18 protein-coding genes are annotated in these 18,581 nt (G+C 57.5%); 15 read left to right on the forward strand and 3 right to left on the reverse strand.

All coding sequences use genetic code 11. From position 1 onward, the window contains the following. Positions 1-217: 217 nt before the first annotated feature. From AC1MEE_RS03415 to AC1MEE_RS03455, 9 genes are all read left to right on the forward strand, one after another. Positions 218-943 carry an HAD family hydrolase gene (locus AC1MEE_RS03415; RefSeq protein ID WP_480413824.1) on the forward strand — a complete coding sequence of 242 codons (726 nt, stop codon included), beginning with the start codon at positions 218-220 and terminating at the stop codon, positions 941-943. Between the two features lie 31 nt (positions 944-974). Continuing rightward, complete coding sequence (locus AC1MEE_RS03420) at positions 975-2,231, forward strand: transaldolase family protein (RefSeq protein ID WP_480413825.1); 1,257 nt, start codon at positions 975-977, stop codon at positions 2,229-2,231. Continuing rightward, positions 2,228-2,956, forward strand: a complete 729-nt coding sequence (locus tag AC1MEE_RS03425) for a sulfotransferase-like domain-containing protein (RefSeq protein WP_480413828.1) — start codon at positions 2,228-2,230, stop codon at positions 2,954-2,956. Before AC1MEE_RS03420 ends, AC1MEE_RS03425 begins: the two co-directional genes overlap by 4 nt. Positions 2,957-2,967: 11 nt before the next feature. Beyond that, positions 2,968-3,696, forward strand: a complete 729-nt coding sequence (locus AC1MEE_RS03430) for an SDR family NAD(P)-dependent oxidoreductase (RefSeq protein ID WP_480413830.1) — start codon at positions 2,968-2,970, stop codon at positions 3,694-3,696. A gap of 56 nt (positions 3,697-3,752) precedes the next feature. Continuing rightward, the gene (locus tag AC1MEE_RS03435; protein ID WP_480413832.1) at positions 3,753-4,892 is read left to right on the forward strand and encodes a hypothetical protein; all 1,140 of its coding nucleotides are present in this window, start codon (positions 3,753-3,755) and stop codon (positions 4,890-4,892) included. A 52-nt stretch (positions 4,893-4,944) separates the two neighbouring features. Continuing rightward, a complete protein-coding gene (locus AC1MEE_RS03440; RefSeq protein WP_480413833.1) occupies positions 4,945-5,757 on the forward strand; it encodes a class I SAM-dependent methyltransferase in 813 nt (270 codons plus the stop codon). Between the two features lie 69 nt (positions 5,758-5,826). Then, a complete protein-coding gene (locus AC1MEE_RS03445) occupies positions 5,827-7,035 on the forward strand; it encodes an MFS transporter (protein WP_480413835.1) in 1,209 nt (402 codons plus the stop codon). Between the two features lie 39 nt (positions 7,036-7,074). Beyond that, the gene (gene cysC, locus AC1MEE_RS03450) at positions 7,075-7,671 is read left to right on the forward strand and encodes an adenylyl-sulfate kinase (protein WP_480413836.1); all 597 of its coding nucleotides are present in this window, start codon (positions 7,075-7,077) and stop codon (positions 7,669-7,671) included. 86 nt (positions 7,672-7,757) lie between these two features. Next, positions 7,758-8,408, forward strand: a complete 651-nt coding sequence (locus AC1MEE_RS03455; RefSeq protein WP_480413837.1) for a CGNR zinc finger domain-containing protein — start codon at positions 7,758-7,760, stop codon at positions 8,406-8,408. A 70-nt stretch (positions 8,409-8,478) separates the two neighbouring features. On the opposite strand, the gene AC1MEE_RS03460 is transcribed toward AC1MEE_RS03455, so the two are convergent. Together AC1MEE_RS03460 and AC1MEE_RS03465 are read right to left on the reverse strand one after the other, a co-directional pair. Next, positions 8,479-8,970: a DUF4142 domain-containing protein gene (locus tag AC1MEE_RS03460; protein WP_480413839.1), complete on the reverse strand. Its 492-nt coding sequence runs from the start codon at positions 8,968-8,970 to the stop codon at positions 8,479-8,481. Positions 8,971-9,046: 76 nt separating this feature from the next. Continuing rightward, a complete protein-coding gene (locus AC1MEE_RS03465; protein WP_480416143.1) occupies positions 9,047-9,181 on the reverse strand; it encodes a KGG domain-containing protein in 135 nt (44 codons plus the stop codon). Between the two features lie 519 nt (positions 9,182-9,700). Here AC1MEE_RS03465 and AC1MEE_RS03470 point away from each other — a divergent pair. Together AC1MEE_RS03470 and AC1MEE_RS03475 are read left to right on the forward strand one after the other, a co-directional pair. Continuing rightward, positions 9,701-10,465 (forward strand): VRR-NUC domain-containing protein, encoded by a 765-nt coding sequence (locus tag AC1MEE_RS03470; RefSeq protein WP_480413840.1) that lies wholly within the window; start codon positions 9,701-9,703, stop codon positions 10,463-10,465. A 2-nt stretch (positions 10,466-10,467) separates the two neighbouring features. Beyond that, positions 10,468-12,021 (forward strand): type VI immunity family protein, encoded by a 1,554-nt coding sequence (locus AC1MEE_RS03475; protein ID WP_480413841.1) that lies wholly within the window; start codon positions 10,468-10,470, stop codon positions 12,019-12,021. 78 nt (positions 12,022-12,099) lie between these two features. On the opposite strand, the gene AC1MEE_RS03480 is transcribed toward AC1MEE_RS03475, so the two are convergent. After that, entirely contained in the window at positions 12,100-13,008 is a 909-nt protein-coding gene (locus AC1MEE_RS03480; protein WP_480413842.1) for a MurR/RpiR family transcriptional regulator, read from the reverse strand. Between the two features lie 285 nt (positions 13,009-13,293). Between AC1MEE_RS03480 and AC1MEE_RS03485 the strand changes: the two genes are divergently transcribed. The 4 genes from AC1MEE_RS03485 to AC1MEE_RS03500 all read left to right on the forward strand — a co-directional run bounded on the left by AC1MEE_RS03485 (position 13,294) and on the right by AC1MEE_RS03500 (position 18,568). Then, the gene (locus tag AC1MEE_RS03485) at positions 13,294-15,231 is read left to right on the forward strand and encodes a bifunctional 5-dehydro-2-deoxygluconokinase/5-dehydro-2-deoxyphosphogluconate aldolase (RefSeq protein ID WP_480413843.1); all 1,938 of its coding nucleotides are present in this window, start codon (positions 13,294-13,296) and stop codon (positions 15,229-15,231) included. A gap of 68 nt (positions 15,232-15,299) precedes the next feature. Further along, positions 15,300-16,235, forward strand: a complete 936-nt coding sequence (gene iolE, locus AC1MEE_RS03490) for a myo-inosose-2 dehydratase (protein ID WP_480413844.1) — start codon at positions 15,300-15,302, stop codon at positions 16,233-16,235. Next, positions 16,232-17,041: a 5-deoxy-glucuronate isomerase gene (gene iolB / locus AC1MEE_RS03495; RefSeq protein WP_480413846.1), complete on the forward strand. Its 810-nt coding sequence runs from the start codon at positions 16,232-16,234 to the stop codon at positions 17,039-17,041. Before iolE ends, iolB begins: the two co-directional genes overlap by 4 nt. A gap of 24 nt (positions 17,042-17,065) precedes the next feature. Beyond that, entirely contained in the window at positions 17,066-18,568 is a 1,503-nt protein-coding gene (locus AC1MEE_RS03500; RefSeq protein WP_480413847.1) for a CoA-acylating methylmalonate-semialdehyde dehydrogenase, read from the forward strand. The last annotated feature ends 13 nt before the right edge of the window (positions 18,569-18,581 follow it).

Below are 18,581 nucleotides of genomic sequence, written 5' to 3' on the forward strand. Positions count from 1 at the left end.
TGAAAAATGATGGCCCAAAGGCATCAAGTGATAACCCTGCTTTACACATTCCTTCCTGTAATTTTTTTAAACTGACAAAACACTTATAACTTTATTTCTTTATATTAATTAATGATTAAAACTCCATTAAAACCGCTTTGACAGGTTTAATTATTGGATCCAATCTCTATCTCGGAAATACTCAATCTGTGGAAGGTGAATTCAGGGAGGAATAAGCATGCTTTCCAGTGGTTGCTCTCAGGGGTTGGCTCCGCCTCATCGCTTTATCGAAGCCGCATGGGTTGAAACCAGACCCGCCCTGATTATTTTTGATTGCGACGGGGTGTTGGTCCAGAGCGAAGAAATCACCCTCAGCGTGTTGGCAGATCTGTTCAACGCGCAACTGCTCGAACAGCGTCCAGACCAGCCGCTACTGAATACCAATGACTGCATTCGGCGGTTTAGAGGACGCAAAATCAGAGCCTGTCTTGATGAGCTTCAAGACCAATACCTGATCGTGCTGCCGTTCTATTTCGAAGCGGTGCTGAGAATGCAGGCCATGAGTCTCTACAGGACCGATTTGCAGGCAACCGAAGGTGTCCTCGACGTGGTCTCCCGCCTCAACACCCGTTTTTGTGTGGCTTCGAGCGCGCCGCGTTCTAAGGTCGAGCAGTGCCTGAGGCTGACCCGTTTATGGCCCTGGTTCGAAGGCAAGGTGTTCAGTTGCTATGAGCTGGGCAAATGGAAACCCGATCCTCTGGTGTTTCAGGTCGCCTGTTCCAGCCATCATGTCGAGCCTGATCAGGCGCTGGTCATCGAAGACAGCATTCCCGGTGTGCAGGCCGCGGTGGCCGCCGGTATACGGGTGCTGGGATACGGTCCCTCCGACAGGCATCCGGAGTTGAGAGAGGCCGGTGCCGTGCCGTTTTCAAGGATGAGTCAGCTGCTCGACCTTATCGGTTGAGCGCGTTTCGATAACGAAGGGAATCATGACCATGACAGCGTCTAATTTAGTTAGCTTGCTAAGAAATTTGAACCCCGATTCCGAGGTGTGGTGGGACGCTTCGCCGACAGGTTACGCAACCTTCAAACACCAGTTATCCGGCCGCTATCCCGGTGTCGGCGGTTATATCGATCAATTGCTGCCGGATCGGTTTGTCGGCAGCGAGTCGGGCATCAGCGGCGCGACCACCAATCCACGGCTGGTGACCTCGGCCATTCTCGACGAGTCATCACTCTGGCTGCCGCGCATTCAGGCCCTGCGTCAGGATCATAATGCCGCGCATGTCCAACACACTGTCCATGCCGAGTTGATCGGAAAAGGTGCCGGACTGCTGAACGATCTGTGGCAGCAAACCCGGCACCGGCAGGGTTGGCTGTCGGCCCAGGTCGACGCCCATGACATTCACTGTGCCGAGCGCATGGTCCATCAGGGGCTCGCACTGGCGCGCACGGCGCCGAATGTGATGGTCAAGGTGCCGGGCAGTCAGGCCGGTTACGACGCGATCGAGCGACTGGTGGCACGCGGTTGCTCAATCAACAACACGTTTTGTTTTACCGTGTCGCAGTTTGCCGCGGGCTTGCAGGCCATTCGCCTCGGTCAGGCGACTGCACTGCGTAACGGTATGGATGTGAGCGGCGCGTGCTACGTCATTACGTTCATGATTGGCAGGTGGGGTGCCGAGTCGGTCCTGGACACGCAAGCCCATGAGTTCGGTATTCGACTGGCGCCTTCGGACAAGCGCTGGGCGGAAATAGTGATTTATCAGGCTATCCAGGCGCTGTTAAAACGCTCTGACACCCCTGCACGACTGTTGCTCTCGAGTATCAAAGTCGATGCGGCTCCAGAGGGCGGCGGCCATTGTTGGCACTTGGAAAAAACCGGGGAAAGTGAAACCCGCTACACACTGACGCCGGAGATTATCGAGTTCCTGGTGCAGCGCGAGGCAAGCGGCAAGCCGGTGCAACCTGCAATGGACTCAGACGTTCCCCGCGACGTTCTGCATAAGCTGATGAGGCTCCCTTATTTCCGCGACGCCTGTTTTGAAGGGGCTCTTGCGGCACAGGACTTTGCTCGTCATCCGGCATTTACCCGAGCCCGCCACGAAGCCTGTATGGCGCATCGGAGACTGGTGGATTTCATCCAGACGTCGTGCCTGGCAGTGCCGGTAACAACCGTGCCTTTAACCAGAGCTGCGCCCCGGCCTGGCCTGACCCCGACCCCGGCTGTTTTGTCGGGAGCACTGGCATGAACAAAATGATCGCGCTCTGGGCTCATCCACGTTCACGCTCCACCGTGCTGGAACGGGTCTTTATCGAACGCAAGGATTTTGAAGTCTTCCATGAGCCTTTTGCGCACATGGCCTTCGATCAGAACTCTGCCATCCCTTCGGACAACCTGGATTGCGGATTGCCGAACTCATACGAAGCCATCAAGGCGCTGTTGCGTTCGGCACGTCAGCGCAGTCACGTCTTCCATAAAGACATGTGCTACCACTGCCTCGATGACCTCAAGGTCGATCGGGCGTTTTTGCTCGAGCAGGAGAACATTTTCATTATTCGTGAGCCGGGCCGTTCCATTCTTTCGCACTTCGCGATTTTCCCGAACATGCCGCTCAATGCGATTGGGCACAAAGCGTTGTATGAGATTTTTTGTGTGGTGACCCAGCTCACCGGAAAAATCCCCTACGTCATCAATGCCGACGATCTGGCACGCAACCCTGACGACACCCTACGCAGATTGTGTGACCACTTGGAACTCGAGTTTTTACCTCATGCCCTGAGCTGGGACAAAGCGTGCCCGCCGCAATGGCTGCCGTGGAGAAGCTGGCACACGGATGCGGAAAACAGCACGCAGATAACGACGACTTCGGCAGTGGATTTTGATGCTCAGGCGCTTAAGCGGATTCCGCGGTTGTTGGCGTATTACGACTATCACCGGCCCTTTTATGAACGCATGAATCAATTCACCCGCTGAGGGAAACCCTGATGAAAAAGGTAGTAGTTGTCACCGGCGCTGCCAATGGAATAGGCAAAGCGACGGTCATGGCCTGTATTGCCGAAGGCTTTTATGTGATTGCCGCCGACAAGGATATGGCGGGTCTTGAATGTCTGGCTGCTGAGGCAGGACGCGAATGCCTGGAGATTCACTTCGCGGACTTTTCCGACTTCTCCACGATCAAGACGTTCATTCCCGACCTGTATGAAAACCATGAGTCGTTGTTTGCGCTGGTCAATAACGCCGGTGTTTATTTCGGCAAAAGTGTTTATCGCTACACCGATAAAGAAATCGACGAAATCTGGACCGTCAATCTCAAGGCCCTGGTGTATCTGTCCAAAGATTTCGCAGAACGGGAAATGGAATCCAAAGCGTTTCGCAGCATCGTCAACATCACCTCGGTCGCGGGGGAAGTCGGCAGTTGCGATGCACTTTACGGCGCGACCAAGGCGGGGGTAATCGGCTTGACCAAAGCCAATGCATGGAACTACGGCCCTTATATCCGGGTGAATGCGGTCTCGCCGGCCCTGGTTCGCGAGACTGCCATTCACGACGTGATTCCCGATTACCGGCGAGAAGAGTACGAGCGACAGGAAACGATCAAAGACCCGATAACGCCTTCAGGTGTGGCCGATGTGATTGTTTTTCTGCTGTCCGAAAAGAGCAAACACATGACCGGGAAAATCATTGCGGTGGATAACGGTGCGTATCCGCGGTAGCGGATCAACAACAAGAGCGCGGTAGCGGATCAACAAGCGCGCGGCAGGAGACGGTCATGAACAGGAAAAAAATACTCATCGTGGGCGCTGGCAATCTGTGTCTGCAGATCCTGCAGATTCTGGCCCCGTACAATACGTTCCACTTTTATGTCGCCAGCCGGAGTCTGGAAAAGGCCACTCGCCGGTGCAATCTGGTGCAGTTGGGCGCTTTGCAGTTGGGCGTGGTCAGTTCGATCACCGCCCTTGAGATGGATCTGAGCGACATCGCCAGGACGGCCGAGACTTTCGCTCAGATCAAGCCCGACATGATTATCAACTGCGCCTCCTTGCAGTCATGGCGAGTCATTACCGAGCTGCCCAAAGCCTTTTTCGATGCACTGGATTTAGCGCAGTTCGGCCCTTGGCTGCCGATGCACCTCGCACCTGCGTACAACCTGATGCGCGCGGTAAGGCAATCCGGCATCAGGGTGTTGACCATCAATGCCGCCTTCCCGGATGCGGTCAATACCGTGCTGGACAAGGTCGGCCTGGCGCCGGATGTCGGTGTGGGTAACGTCGCCAACCTGATTCCCGCGACACGCTCGGCGATCGCCAAGCTGGCCTCGTGTACGCCAGATCAGGTCCAGGTCAAACTCATCGCGCAGCATTATTTCAGTCATTACGTCCCACGTGCCGGCCTGCCGAGGGAGGCCAATTACAGCCTGTCCTACCGCGTCAAGGGTGTCGATTGTTCGGGGGAATTTCAGGACGCCGAGATTTTTCACCGTGCCCGTATGGATTTCCGGCGCCTGGGAGGTGTAGACGGACAGTTTCTCACCGCCGCTTCGGCGGTCACGGTGATCAGCAATATTTTTTCTCTGGACGAGGTCGAGGTGCATGCGCCCGGGCCACACGGTCTGCCGGGCGGTTATCCGTTGAGAATTGGCATGGGCCAGGTGCTGCTTTCACTGCCCTATGGTGTCTCGCGGGCTGACGCCATCGCCATCAACCAGCGCTGCCAGAGTCAGGACGGTATTCACTCGATCAACGCCGACGCCAGTGTCACGTTCGAGCCTGAGCAGATGGCAATCATGGAAACGTTGTTGGGCTTCTCGATGCTCCACATGAAACTTCAGGACGTTCACCAGTGGTCCGTTGAACTTGCCCGCAAATACCGAGCCTACGCCGAAAACGCCCGGTGCTCGGCTATCCCGTGAAGGCAGCCCTTGAAAGCAGCCTTTGAAAGCAACCCTTGAAAGGAATCAAGCGATGTCGATTATTACCCTGTCAGATGACGCCACCGACCAGGTTGTCGGGACCAACGCCCATACCCAAACCGGCTCCGATGCCGATTATGCCAACCAATACCCCCGCGACTTCGTCAGTCGTTGGGACGAGTTGATCGATTGGCAGAAACGATCCGCAGGCGAGGGCACTTTTTTCGCCGATCTGCTGAACAAGGCCGGTGTTTTCAAGGTTATCGACGTGTCCACTGGCAGTGGTTTTCATGCTGTGCAGTTGCGCAAAGCCGGGTTCTATGTGGTGGCCTGTGATGGCAGCGCGACGATGATCGACCGGGCCGAGGCCAACTTCCGCAAACATGGTTTGACTATTCCACTGCGCCAATCCGACTGGCTGGAGCTGGACAGTCAGGCCCTGGGCACATTCGACGCCGTCCTGTGCCTGGGCAGCTCGCTGTGCCATGTGTTCGATGAAAGGACTCGGCATGAGGTCCTCAAGCGCTTCAGAAGTCTGTTGAAACCGGGTGGCTTGCTGATCGTCGATCAGCGCAACTTTCAGGCCATTCGCGCGGGCAGATTCAAATCGTCCGGCCGGTATTACTACTGCGGCACAACGGCCCATGTGGGCTTGGGTGAAGTGACCGATCAGGTGTGCGAATTCGTTTACACCTTCAGTGACAACGCCTCCTTCCGCTTACGGGTTTACCCCATTCTTCCCGCGCAACTGCGCGCTGAGATCGAGCTGGCCGATTTCAGCGTGCCCCAATCTTATGGTGACTTCAGGCCGATTTACGACGTGATCAACAGTGACTTCATCATTCATACGGCCATCGCCCGATAGCAGGCATTTAACAAAAACAGGCAAACAACCTAAACAAGCAAAACAAACAAACGGGAAGAGGAAAGCTCAATGGCAACCTATGCAGTCAGCGTGCGGACATCGGGCGTCAATGGGGTTGTTCTGGCGATTGTCCTGACGGGTTTCGTCGCCAGCACCTATGGTTTTGGCGTGTACCTGTTCGCCAATCTGGTGGTCGATATGCGCCGCGATCTGGGCTTCGGCTACACCACCGTGGGCCTGATAACCGGTGGCGCGCAGATAGGCTTCCTGAGCTTTTCATTTCTCACCAGTTACCTCGGCAAGTTTTTCCAGGGTTGGAAAATAAGCCTCTGTTCGACCATCGTCACGGCCCTTTCACTGCTGGGGTTGGGCGTGAGCGGCAACATCTGGCTGTCGGGGGCGTTGTTGGTATTGCTCGGCGGCTGTTCAGCGTCGGTCTATATCCCGCTGGCAGAGCTCGTGACCAAAAGCTTCGCGGCCAACAAACGCGCGAGAATCATGGGCCTGATTTCGAGCGGCACCAGTTACGGTGTGTTCATTAACGGTCTGTTGGTCAGTGCACTGACCCTGCAGGGCGGATGGCGGAACATCTGGCTGACCGCTGGCCTGATTTCCGTGGTGCTGTGCGTGGCGGCCTGGTTTTTATTACGCCGTACACCGCAGTCAGCGGTACTGTCGAGCGGGCAATCCGCTGTCGATCATCGCGAACAGAAATGGCTGAGCAGGCCGCTTTATCTGATGTGGCTGGTCGCTTTTCTCAATGGCCTGACCCTGCTGCCGTTCCAGACGTATCTGGCCCCGTTCATGCGCGACGAACTGGGGATTTTGGCGTCCACCACCGGCATGGTCTGGTCGACCATTGGTGCCGTGGGCATGGCGGCCGGATTTCTGGTGGGCTGGATCGCGGATCGAATCGGCACCCGTCTGGCGTTGATCCTGTGTTTCGCCAGCGCGTGCGTGGCGAGTCTGTGCGTGTACCACTTCAACAGTGACGGGTATTTCTATGTCGCTGGCTTTCTTTTTGCGTTGGCGTTTTACCCGGTTTTTGGCCTGGTGCCGACGTATATCGGGCAGATCGTCGAAGTCAGTCGGCTGACCCAGGCTTTTGGTATTGCCAACGTGCTGATTGGGCTGGGAGGCGTGTGCGGCAATTTCCTGGGCGGGGTTTGCAAAGATGTACTGGGCTCGTTCGCGCCGATCTATTTGTTCATCTCGATAGTTCTGCTGGTGCAACTGGTGGTGGTCGCAACGCTGCCTAAACAGCGTCAAAGCGACTGATTCATTACTGATCAACTTCTAAACCAGGGACGGTGCGTCATGACAACTCACAGCGCGGATCCAACTTCCGAATTGGACGTCAGCGAGCAAGACTTAACCGATTTAAAACAGGCCCCCGTGGTGCTGTGGCTTACCGGCTTGTCCGCTTCAGGCAAATCGACCATCGCCGATGCATTGAACATCCTGCTTCAGTCCAGCGGTTGCCCCACCTGTATTCTCGACGGTGACTCGCTAAGAACCGGACTGTGCAAAGACCTGGGATTCACAATGGCTGATCGCAACGAGTACATTCGCCGCGTCGCCGAAGTGGCTTCACTGATGGTCAATGCGGGGTTGCTGGTCATCGTGGCGCTTATTTCACCGACCCATGCCTCACGTCACCATGCTCGCTCGATCATTGGCAACCAGCGATTCGTCGAAGTGTTTATCGATGCACCCTTGAGCGTCGTCGAGGCGCGCGACCCCAAAGGGCTGTATCGCAAGGCCAGAAGTGGGCAGCATCGTGATTTCACGGGAATAGACTCGCCTTATGAACCCCCGGTATTTCCTGAACTGCATATACCCACCGATTGCGTCAGCGTGGACGAAGCGGTGGACATCATCGTGGCGTGGATTTGCAGGCATCTGCGGGCTTGATTGTTCAATAGAGCAACCCCTCTAAAAACGTGGCAAGGCGCTATTCTCTGTCATTATTGTGATTTTATTAATGTCAGGGATTCGCCATGCCTATCAGCCTTATGAAGATCAACTCGCTTCGCTTGGTGGGTGGTATGGCCGTGCTGGATTTTTTGAACAGTTGTAATGGACGCCGGCCAGGAACCTCATTGAATGAAGTCACTGAAAGCCTGTTAAACCTTGAAGACGTCATCTACTGGTTCCAACATGCCCACTTGATCAGTGCAGAAGAACTTGCTCACTTTCTGGCGTTGATGCCTGTTCCGTCTTATCAGCCAAGTCGTGCCTACGAACAGCTGATTACGTTTCGCGAACAGCTGTATGCGTTGTTCTTCCCTATTGCCGAGGGGCGCCGTATAACCCCCGCGACTCTCCATTTCCTCAATAAAGCCTTGGTGGACACGGCGCAATACCGTCAGCTGGAATCGGCGGGGGTAACGTCAATATGGGTGTGGCGGCGCAGCGCTACAGTGGAAGAAATGACGGCGAATCTGATGGGGCGACTGGCGGTTCAGGCGGCTTCATTGTTGACGTCTCCCGACCTGGCCCGTCTCAAGATCTGCGCAACCCTGGCCTGCGACTGGCTGTTCCTCGATACCTCGAAAAACGGTCGCCGTCGTTGGTGCCAGATGAATATCTGCGGCAGTCGGGAGAAAGCGAAAAAGGCTTCGCACGTTCATGACACCACGGATGTTTAGGCCGCAACGCTAGGGCGCCGTCAATCGAGGATCCTCACCCGGTGCGAGGTGGTGTCTTGCGGGGCTGGCATTACTTGTCGTACTTGGCCTGTAACTGTTTTGCCATGTCCAGGTGGTGTTGCAGCGTGGGCAACGCGTCCATGGCGAAGGCCGTGAGTGCCGGTGTCTGCGATGTCTGGATCTCATCCTTGAACAGCTTGATGGCGGCCTCGTGGGCCGTTACTTGATTGTCGACGTAGGCTTTGTCGAACGACCTGCCGCGGTATTCAAGAATCATTTTCTTGAAGCGGTCCATGAGTCCGGTTTCGCGGGCCAGCGGTACCTGCAAGCCTTTGGCGACATTGGCAAGTTTCAGGTTAGCGTCGGTATGGTCCTTGATCATCATCTCAGCGAAGTTCTTCACATCCGCTGACTGGCTTTTCTCCAGCGCCAGTTGACTGATCTGGATTTCCGCCATGCTCCTGGCAGAGGCGTCGTCAACGAAGACCTCGGGGGCAGCCGCATAAGCAGTGGCGCAAGCCATACTCAGCAGCAGGGCAAGGCCGGCAGTGTGGAGTCTCATGCGTTGAATCCCTCACGACGACAAGACAACAAGAACAAGTAAGGCGGGAACAAACATTCCCGCCTTAGGCAATCACTTACTTGCGACCTCCGGTAGGGCTTTGGTCTCCGCCTTTTTTGCCGGCTTCAGATGCTTTTTCGCGGTCAATGGCAGTGTTGCCGCCAGCGCCGCCGCCTTTTTTACTGGCATCAGGGTTCTTGCCGCCAGTCATTGGTTTTTTGGTGTCAGGCATGATCAATCCACCTCAAGCGTTATGGGTGTTACCGCGAGGTCTGGGCCTCGTAAGGGTGTGAAATCAGAAAGAGGAAATGGTTTAAATAATTAGATGAACGGCTGATGCGGGGGGTGGTCGAGCTTGCTGAATCGTTTTTTATAGTGCTCGTGAAGCGGGTAGGCGTCCGGTCGTTCGAACAGCGCGGCTCTGTCGGTTAAAGGGGATTGGGAACAATCCTACACAATTCTGAGAACAATCCGGTTCTGACAGGTTTGAACTTCCATTAACGTTGAGGACCCCTTCGGACAAGGCGCTCTCAATGTTCCATCACAGTGATCTACGTTACACCTTTGAACCGGTCTCGGGCGCAGCTTTCGCCGACGATTTCCTTCAACAAGAAGGAGAACCTGCCTGATGGCCGTACCTGCCGCAGCCGCCGTTGTAATGGGCGCGTACCGTGCCTATCGCGCGTACCAAACTTACGAAGCCAGCATGACCGCCAGCGAACTGGCCCAATTGGCCAGCGACATCGCCCAACGCAAGGCGCAAATCCAACAAGTTTTGCGTGAGGCCCTCGAAGCGCTGACCCATGAAATCGACGTCAAGAGTTCGACCTTTGCCGTGGTCGATCCGGGAGGCCGCAGCACCGTTTCCCGCCGTGGTAAAGAGAACACTGATTTCAAGATATATATCGAACGCAAAATCCCCTTCCGCCCGGCCATCAGCCAGGTGTGCAGCATGGCGTTGAAAGCGCCGATCAAGGTGCCGCGCCGCATCCGCAAGAAAATCCCCGGTGACGTGATAGAGACGACCATCGAAATCGCCCTCAAACAAACCACCGCGTCGTTGATGTTCGAAGCCGTGGACCAAGTGCTGGACTGGCGCAGCCCGCTGAAGGCCGAGCCCAATTACAACAAACACAGCAAGAAAGCGCTGCTGGGCGAGCCGCCGACCCGGCCGCATCGACTGGGCAAGGTCTTCCCGTTCTGGCCGCGCCCCAGGCAAAGCCTCGCGCCGGATCTGGTGATCGTGGAGTACCGCCAGGAGCCGTTTGAAACCGAAAACGTGTTTGCGGCGGTGGAGATCAAGTTTCCGGGGGATTGGGCGGACCCTACACAAATGAAAAATTATGTCGCCTTGATGATGCCGAAAACAGGAAGGAACCGAGAAAAGATAGGAAAGGAAAAAGTTGCGCTGTTACGCGTGCCGGAAGATTGCACTGGTTATGACCCGGACGAAAAGAAAGCCCTCCCAAAAAAAGGTACAGGTACAAGGATATAACCATGAGTACGACCCATGAGATGTTTACCGAGGAAGAGCGAGACGAGTTTATCGAGCTGCTCAAGGAATGGCCGAACTCTGGATGGGGCACCGAAGATGCCATGCACAGCGTCAGCCCCTTTATCAGTTTCTATTTCCCTTATGACCCCAAGCGATATGTCGAAACCTCGTTGTTGATGGTGGATATCCACGAGGCCTTTGAACAGCTGGCCGGCAAGCCCTACACCATGGCCATCCACCCTGACTCGGCGCGACCGTATCCCTACGGGTCTGAGCGTTTGTCGGATTTACGGGAGCAAGCCAGGGAGCACGAGCTGTATGACTATTTTGTCTTCAATTACACGGATGAGGAAAATCATGCAACCTCACCCGCCACCGCTGGCTATTTTTGGCGCAGTGCCATCAAAGAATTTAAGGACCCTTGCTACTCTTCGATCGTCTTTTACTATCGATGGCAGTGGTGGCAAGACAATCGTGATGCCTGGCGCCGCTTTGTCCTGCAGACCATTGAGTTGCTAAAGGCAGAGCAAGTCTACAGCGGCTTCGCCATGGCCAATCCCTTGGAGTTCGGTACCCGTTCAGAAGTAACCGTATGGGAGAGAGCACTGACTCCACGCTTCTTTGGATTGGATATCGACTATGCGTATGGGATGGACGACGAGTTGGTTCACGGTATTCGCCCCCCCACCTGGGCCTTTCTGCTCTCCAACAACTGGCGCAACAAGCTAGGTCTGCAACGCGAAGCCGTGCGCACCGCGCTGGCTCATCCGCGAATTACGGTCACTGAGCTGGAAAGCGGTCAATGGATCGAACTGGGTGAGCAACCCGAGTTGTACCCGGTCGAGCAGGGTGTCCCGGAGTTGCCGATGCTGCTGAACAAACTGATCAAACCGATCCGTTTCGATGACTTGGGGCTGCTGGGTTTCGGGCAGTGGGACGGCGATCCCAACGAGCGCTTCACTGACGCCGACAGTCGCCGCTGGATGGCCCGTTTCGACCAAGACAGCGACTGGCCCGAGCCTGCGGTACGTTTCAACGCGCCGCCCGCAACCTCATCCACCGAACCCGCCCCCGCACCGATCAGCGCCGTCGCTGGTATGCCCTGCCTGCAAGCCGGTTGGTGGTTCGCCGTGGGCCAAGCCGACTCGCGCCGTGCGTTCAAACACGGCGAGACGCTGCCCGCCCTCGACCGCGACGGTACTCAGGTCTTCACCCTGTGGCAGCGAGACCCCGACCAGACGCCACCGGAACCGGCCCGCCACGCCAACAGCGCCGAACCCGCCCCACGCGAAGGGCGCTGGGAAATGGAGCGCGATCCCTGCGTGGAGTGCAGGGTCAAGTTAAACGAACGCCTGCCACGCCATCAGGGTGAGACCGTCCGCTGGCGCTGGACCCAGTACGGCATGCGTGCCCGTAGCGGCGAGCCTTGCCCGTATCCGGGGTATTGGGTGTGCGACTACCGGCCAGTAAGCGAGCAATTCATGGAGTTCGAGGCGCCCATGCCGAAGGTAGACGGTGACGTGGTGGTCTGGCGTTGGGACGGGTTTAGACGATAAGCGTCTTGCATCGACATCCAGCGTTCACCCTTTTGCCGTGCTCGATCCGGGAGGCCGAAGCACGGCGTTGTTCACCCACTAATCCTCAAACCCCACCTGTTCATGGATTTGATCCACCTTCAACTCCAGCCGATAGGCCACGGCGATGAACAGTGCCTGGCACAGGCACAGCGTGGCGCTCAGGGAGCGGAAGGCGAAGGAGCTGCCTTCGTTGACCAGCAAGACCGCGTTGGCGCGTTTGGCCAGGGGGGAGAGGTTGCTGTCGGTGATGATCAGGGTCTTGGCCTGGTTGTGCTGGGCGATGCGCAGGCAGTGTTGGGTTTCTTTGCCGTAGGGCGTGAAGCTGATGGCGATGACCAGATCGTTGGCGCGCACGCTGCGCATTTGCTCGCGATAGCTGCCGCCCAAGCCGGAGATCAAGTGGATGCGCTTGTTGGTGTGTTGCAGGTTGTACACCAGGTAGTCCGCGACCGCGAACGAGCGGCGCACACCGACTACATAGATGTTGTCGGCGTTGACCACCAGATCCACCGCCTTGTCGAAGGCTTCGTCGTCCAGTTCGGCGCCGAGGCGCTCCAGTCCGGACAGTGTGGCATTCACGCATTCGCGTGCCAGGTCGCCGCCGCTGGCTTTTTGCGACTTGTTGGCGATCATGCTGCGGATGCGCTGCTGGTAGTTCTGAACCGGTGTGGTCTTGTGGGTGTAAGCCTCGCGGAACAGCGCCTGCATTTCGCTGAAGCCGCTGAAGCCGAACCGTTGGGAGAAGCGCACGATGGCCGAAGGATGCACCTCGCATTCGCGGGCGATATCGCTGATCCGGTCGACCATGATCCGGTCGCTTTGTTGGCTCATGTACGTCGCGATGCGCTTGAGCTGACGCGGCAAGCTCTCGTATTCAGTGGTGATCAGCTTGAGCAGACCTTCGGCATTGAGGGGAGGCGTGTCGGCGCTGCTTTCGGGCAATGCCTGCTGATCGGTGCTGGACATACGATTCAATCCTTCTGGCTTGTTCTTTTAAGGCATCGCTGGCCGAGCGAACCGGCTGTACCCCTGACAATAGACTGCGCAGTTTACAGGGGTTGTGATTTATATCCTCGTCTGTTTAGCACGAAGTGCCATTACTCCAAAGGCTTCTGGAAAAAATATTCCACATGAAAAATTTATAGAATAAATATTGATTGGCGCCTCCAGACGTTCTAGTCTGCATCCAACAAGAGCGTTTCGCGCAACCCCGGCACGCAACGCAGGCTGATAAAAATAACAGGAGCCAGCATGGGCCAGACTCGTTTTTCCAATGGGCGTCAATTGGATCTGATTTGCCTCGGACGCCTCGGCGTCGATCTCTATGCGCAGCAGGTCGGTGCGCGGCTGGAGGACGTCAGCAGCTTTGCCAAATACCTCGGTGGCTCGTCGGCGAACATCGCCTTCGGTACCGCTCGCCTCGGGCTCAAATCCGCCATGCTCAGCCGGGTTGGTGACGACCACATGGGGCGCTTTCTCCTTGAATCCCTGGCCCGTGAAGGCTGCGACATCAGCGGGATCAAGGTCGATCCGGAGCGTCTCACCGCGATGGTCCTGCTGGGCCTCAAGGACCGCGAAACCTTCCCGTTGGTGTTCTACCGCGAAAACTGCGCCGACATGGCGCTGCGCAGCGAAGACATCCATGAAGAACAGATCGCCTCCAGCAAAGCCTTGCTGATCACCGGTACGCATTTCTCCACCGATCAGGTGTTCAAGGCCAGCAGCCAGGCGCTGGACTACGCCGAGAAACACAACGTCAAACGCATTCTCGATATCGACTACCGCCCGGTGCTGTGGGGCCTGGCGAGCAAGGCCGATGGCGAAACCCGGTTCGTTGCCGATCACAAGGTCAGCCAGCATGTGCAGCGCATCCTGCCGCGCTTCGACCTGATCGTTGGTACCGAAGAGGAATTTTTGATTGCCGGTGGTTCCAGTGATCTGCTCAGCGCCTTGCGCACGGTGCGCGGCCTGACTGCCGCGACCCTGGTGGTCAAACTCGGCCCGCAAGGCTGCACGGTGATTCATGGTGCCATCCCGGCTCGCCTGGAAGACGGCGCGATCTATCCCGGTGTACGGGTCGAAGTGTTGAATGTGTTGGGTGCCGGCGATGCCTTCATGTCCGGTTATCTGAGCGGCTGGCTGAACGATGCCAGCGACGAACGTTGCTGCCAGTTGGCCAACGCCTGCGGTGGTCTGGTGGTGTCCCGCCATGCTTGCGCGCCAGCCATGCCGACTCCGGCGGAACTCGACTATTTATTTAACAGTCCGGTGCCGATCACGCGCCCGGATCAGGACGCGGTGCTGCAACGTCTGCATCAGGTCAGCGTGCCGCGCAAACAATGGAAGCAGCTGTTCATCTTCGCCTTCGATCATCGTGGGCAATTGGTGGAGCTGGCGCAGAAAGCCGGTCGTGATCTGAGCAGCATTTGTCAGCTCAAGCAGTTGTTCATCCAGGCGGTGGAGCGGGTCGAAATCGATTTGAAGCAGCGGGGCATCGAAGCCGATGTCGGGCTGTTGGCCGATCAGCGTTTTGGTCAGGACTCGCTGAACAGCGCCACCGGTCGTGGCTGGTGGATCGCGCGCCCGGTGGAGGTGCAAGGTTCGCGGCCGCTGGCGTTCGAACATGGTCGTTCCGTCGGCACTAACCTGCTGAGCTGGCCTCAGGAACAGATCATCAAGTGCCTGGTGCAATTTCATCCCGATGACGAACCGTTGCTGCGTCTGGAGCAGGAAGCCCAACTCATGGGCCTGTATCAGGCCGCACAAGTCAGCGGGCACGAATTGCTACTGGAAGTGATTCCACCCAAGGATCATCCGTCCAGCCATCCCGATGTGCTCTATCGCGCGCTGAAACGCCTGTACAACCTGGGCATCTTTCCGGCCTGGTGGAAGATCGAAGCACAGACCGCCGAGGTCTGGCAGCAACTCGATGAATTGATTCGCGAACGCGACCCCTATTGCCGCGGTGTGGTGTTGCTGGGCCTGAACGCGCCAGTCGAAGCGTTGGCCGCAGGTTTCAAGCAAGCCAGCCACAGCAGCAGTTGCCGGGGTTTTGCCGTAGGCCGGACGATTTTCCAGGAGCCAAGCCGGGCCTGGATGGCCGGTGAAATCGACGACGCGGCCTTGATCAGCCGCGTGCAGAGCACCTTCGTGTTCTTGATCGAATCCTGGCGCGAGGCGCGTGTCTGACGCCGTCGCTGTGATTGGAAAACCTGACTGAAAACATCGGCCTGTAATAATAAAGAAAAGGTGCAGCCATGCCCGCTTCCACAATCTCCTCCACTGGCCCTTCAGCGATCCGGATCGGCATCAACCCGATTTCCTGGAGTAACGACGATCTGCCTGCCCTCGGCGGTGAAACACCGTTGAGTACGGCCCTGAGCGAAGGCAAGGAGATCGGCTACGAAGGCTTTGAACTCAACGGCAAGTTTCCCAAGGACGCCAAGGGCGTCGGCGATGTGTTGCGACCTTATGACCTGGCGCTGGTCTCGGGCTGGTACTCCAGCCGTCTGGCCCGGCGCTCCGTGGCAGAGGAAATCGAGGCCATCGCCGGTCACGTCCAGTTGCTCGCCGAAAACGGCGCCAGCGTGTTGGTCTACGGTGAGGTGGCCGACTCGATTCAAGGCCAGCGCATTCCGCTGGTTGAACGGCCGCGTTTTCACAGCGATCAGGCCTGGCAGGAATACGCCGACAAACTCACTGAGCTGGCGCGTTTCACCTTGTCCCGAGGCGTGCGTCTGGCCTATCACCATCACATGGGCGCTTACGTCGAGTCGCCGCAGGACATCGATAAGTTGATGGCACTGACGGGCAACGAAGTCGGCCTGTTGTTCGATTCGGGCCACTGCTACATGGGCGGCGGCGAGCCGTTGCAGGTGCTGACAAAGCACATCGAGCGCATCTGCCACGTGCATTTCAAGGACGTGCGCAAACCCGTGGTGCAGCTGGCGCGCAATAACCTGTGGAGTTTTCCGGACTGCATCATCAATGGCACGTTCACCGTGCCGGGTGATGGCGATATCGACTTCGCCGCGCTGCTCGACGTGCTGCTGGCGGCGGATTACGCCGGCTGGCTGGTGGTCGAGGCCGAGCAGGACCCTGCGGTCGCGCCGAGTTATGTCTACGCCAAAAAAGGTTACGAGACCTTGCGCGGTCTACTGGACAACGCTCAGCAACGGAGCATTGAACAATGAACCTGCTGGTCAAGAGCAAAGCCGAAGGCCGCAACGTTGTCGCACTGGCTGACGGTGCTCTGGAGTACGTTGGTTTCGCCGCTTACCGTCTGAGTGTCGGCGAGAGCCTGCCGGTCAGCTCCGGTGAAAAGGAGTTGTGCCTGGTGCTGCTCAGCGGCCGGGTCGACGTGAGCGGCGAGGCGCCGGGGCAGGGCGGCTTTGAGTGGCGGAACATTGGTGATCGCCAGTCGGTCTTCGAAGACAAATCACCGTTCGCCGTGTATTTGCCGCCCCACAGCCATGCACAGATTACGGCCCTGAGCGCGGTGCAAATCGCAGTCTGCGCGGCTCCTGGCGACGTCGCAAAAAACCTGCCGGCACGTTTGATCACCCCCGACAGCATGAAGCGCAGCACCCGTGGCAAGGCGGCCAATACCCGTTACGTCTGCGACATTCTTCCCGATACCGAGCCGGCGCATTCGTTGCTGGTGGTGGAAGTGCGCACGCCGTCTGGACACTCCTCCAGCTACCCGCCGCACAAACACGATCAGGACGACCTGCCCCACGAAAGCTTCCTTGAAGAGACCTATTACCATCAGGTCAACCCGCCCCAGGGCTTCGTGTTCCAGCGGGTGTACACCGACGACCGCAGTATCGACCAGGCCATGGCCGTGGAAAACAACGATCTGGTGACCGTACCCAAGGGTTATCACCCGGTCAGCGTGCCGTATGGCTACGAGTCCTATTACCTGAACGTGATGGCCGGCCCGAAGCGCGCCTGGCAATTTCATAACGATCCCCGGCACAGCTGGTTGCTGGATCTTTAACCCTATTTAAAGAGGAACTGCGGCATGAGCGAGTCCCCGGTCATTGGCCATTACATCAACGGCCACCTGCAAGACAGCGTCAGCGAGCGCTACAGCAACGTATTCAACCCAGCCACCGGCAGCGTTCAGGCGCGGGTTGCGCTGGCGACCTTGAAGACCGTGGACGAAGCGGTTGCCTCGGCGCTGGCGGCCTTTCCGGCCTGGGCCGATCAATCGTCCCTGCGCCGTGCACGGGTGATGTTCAAGTTCAAGGAACTGCTCGATCAGCACCACGATGAACTGGCGCAAATCATCAGTCGCGAACACGGCAAGGTGTTCTCCGATGCCAAGGGCGAAGTGACGCGAGGCATTGAAATCGTCGAGTACGCCTGCGGTGCGCCGAGCCTGTTGAAAACCGATTTCAGCGATAACATCGGTGGTGGCATCGATAACTGGAACCTGCGTCAACCGCTGGGCGTCTGCGCCGGGGTCACGCCGTTCAACTTTCCGGTGATGGTGCCGCTGTGGATGATTCCCATGGCGCTGGTCACCGGCAACTGCTTCATTCTCAAGCCTTCCGAACGCGATCCGTCGGCCAGCCTGCTCATGGCGCGGCTGCTGACCGAGGCCGGTCTTCCGAATGGCGTGTTCAATGTGGTCCAGGGTGACAAGGCGGCCGTCGACGGCTTGCTGCAACACCCGGACATCGAGGCGATTTCCTTCGTCGGTTCGACGCCGATTGCCGAGTACATCTATCAACAGGGGACTTCTCGGGGCAAGCGTGTACAAGCCCTGGGTGGCGCCAAGAACCACATGATCGTCATGCCGGATGCCAATCTGGATCAGGCTGCCGATGCGCTGATCGGCGCCGCCTACGGTTCGGCCGGGGAGCGCTGCATGGCGATTTCCATCGCCGTGGCGGTGGGTGATGTCGCTGACCGACTGATTGAAAAGCTGCTGCCCCGGATCGACCAGCTCAAGGTCGGCAATGGCATGCACAGCGACATCGACATGGGCCCGCTGGTGACCGGCGAACACAAGGCCAAGGTCGAAGGCTTTATCGATCAGGGTGTGGCGCAGGGCGCGCAACTGATTGTCGATGGTCGCCACTTCAGTGTGCCGGGCGCCGAGCAGGGCTTTTTTGTCGGCGCTACGCTGTTCGATAACGTCACGCCCGAGATGAGCATCTACAAGGAAGAAATCTTCGGCCCGGTGCTGGGTATCGTCCGTGTAGCGGATTTCGCCAGCGCGGTGGCGTTGATCAATGCCCATGAGTTTGGCAACGGCGTGTCGTGCTTCACCAGCGACGGCGGTATCGCCCGTGCATTCGCCCGCACGATCAAGGTCGGTATGGTCGGGATCAACGTGCCGATTCCGGTGCCGATGGCCTGGCATTCGTTCGGCGGCTGGAAACGTTCGTTGTTCGGCGATCACCATGCTTATGGCGAAGAAGGCATTCGTTTCTACAGCCGCTACAAAAGCGTGATGCAGCGCTGGCCCGACAGCATTGCCAAAGGCCCTGAATTCAGTATGCCGACCGCTAAATAAATCCTTCGAGAAC

Source organism: Pseudomonas sp. ASL3 (assembly GCF_056680425.1).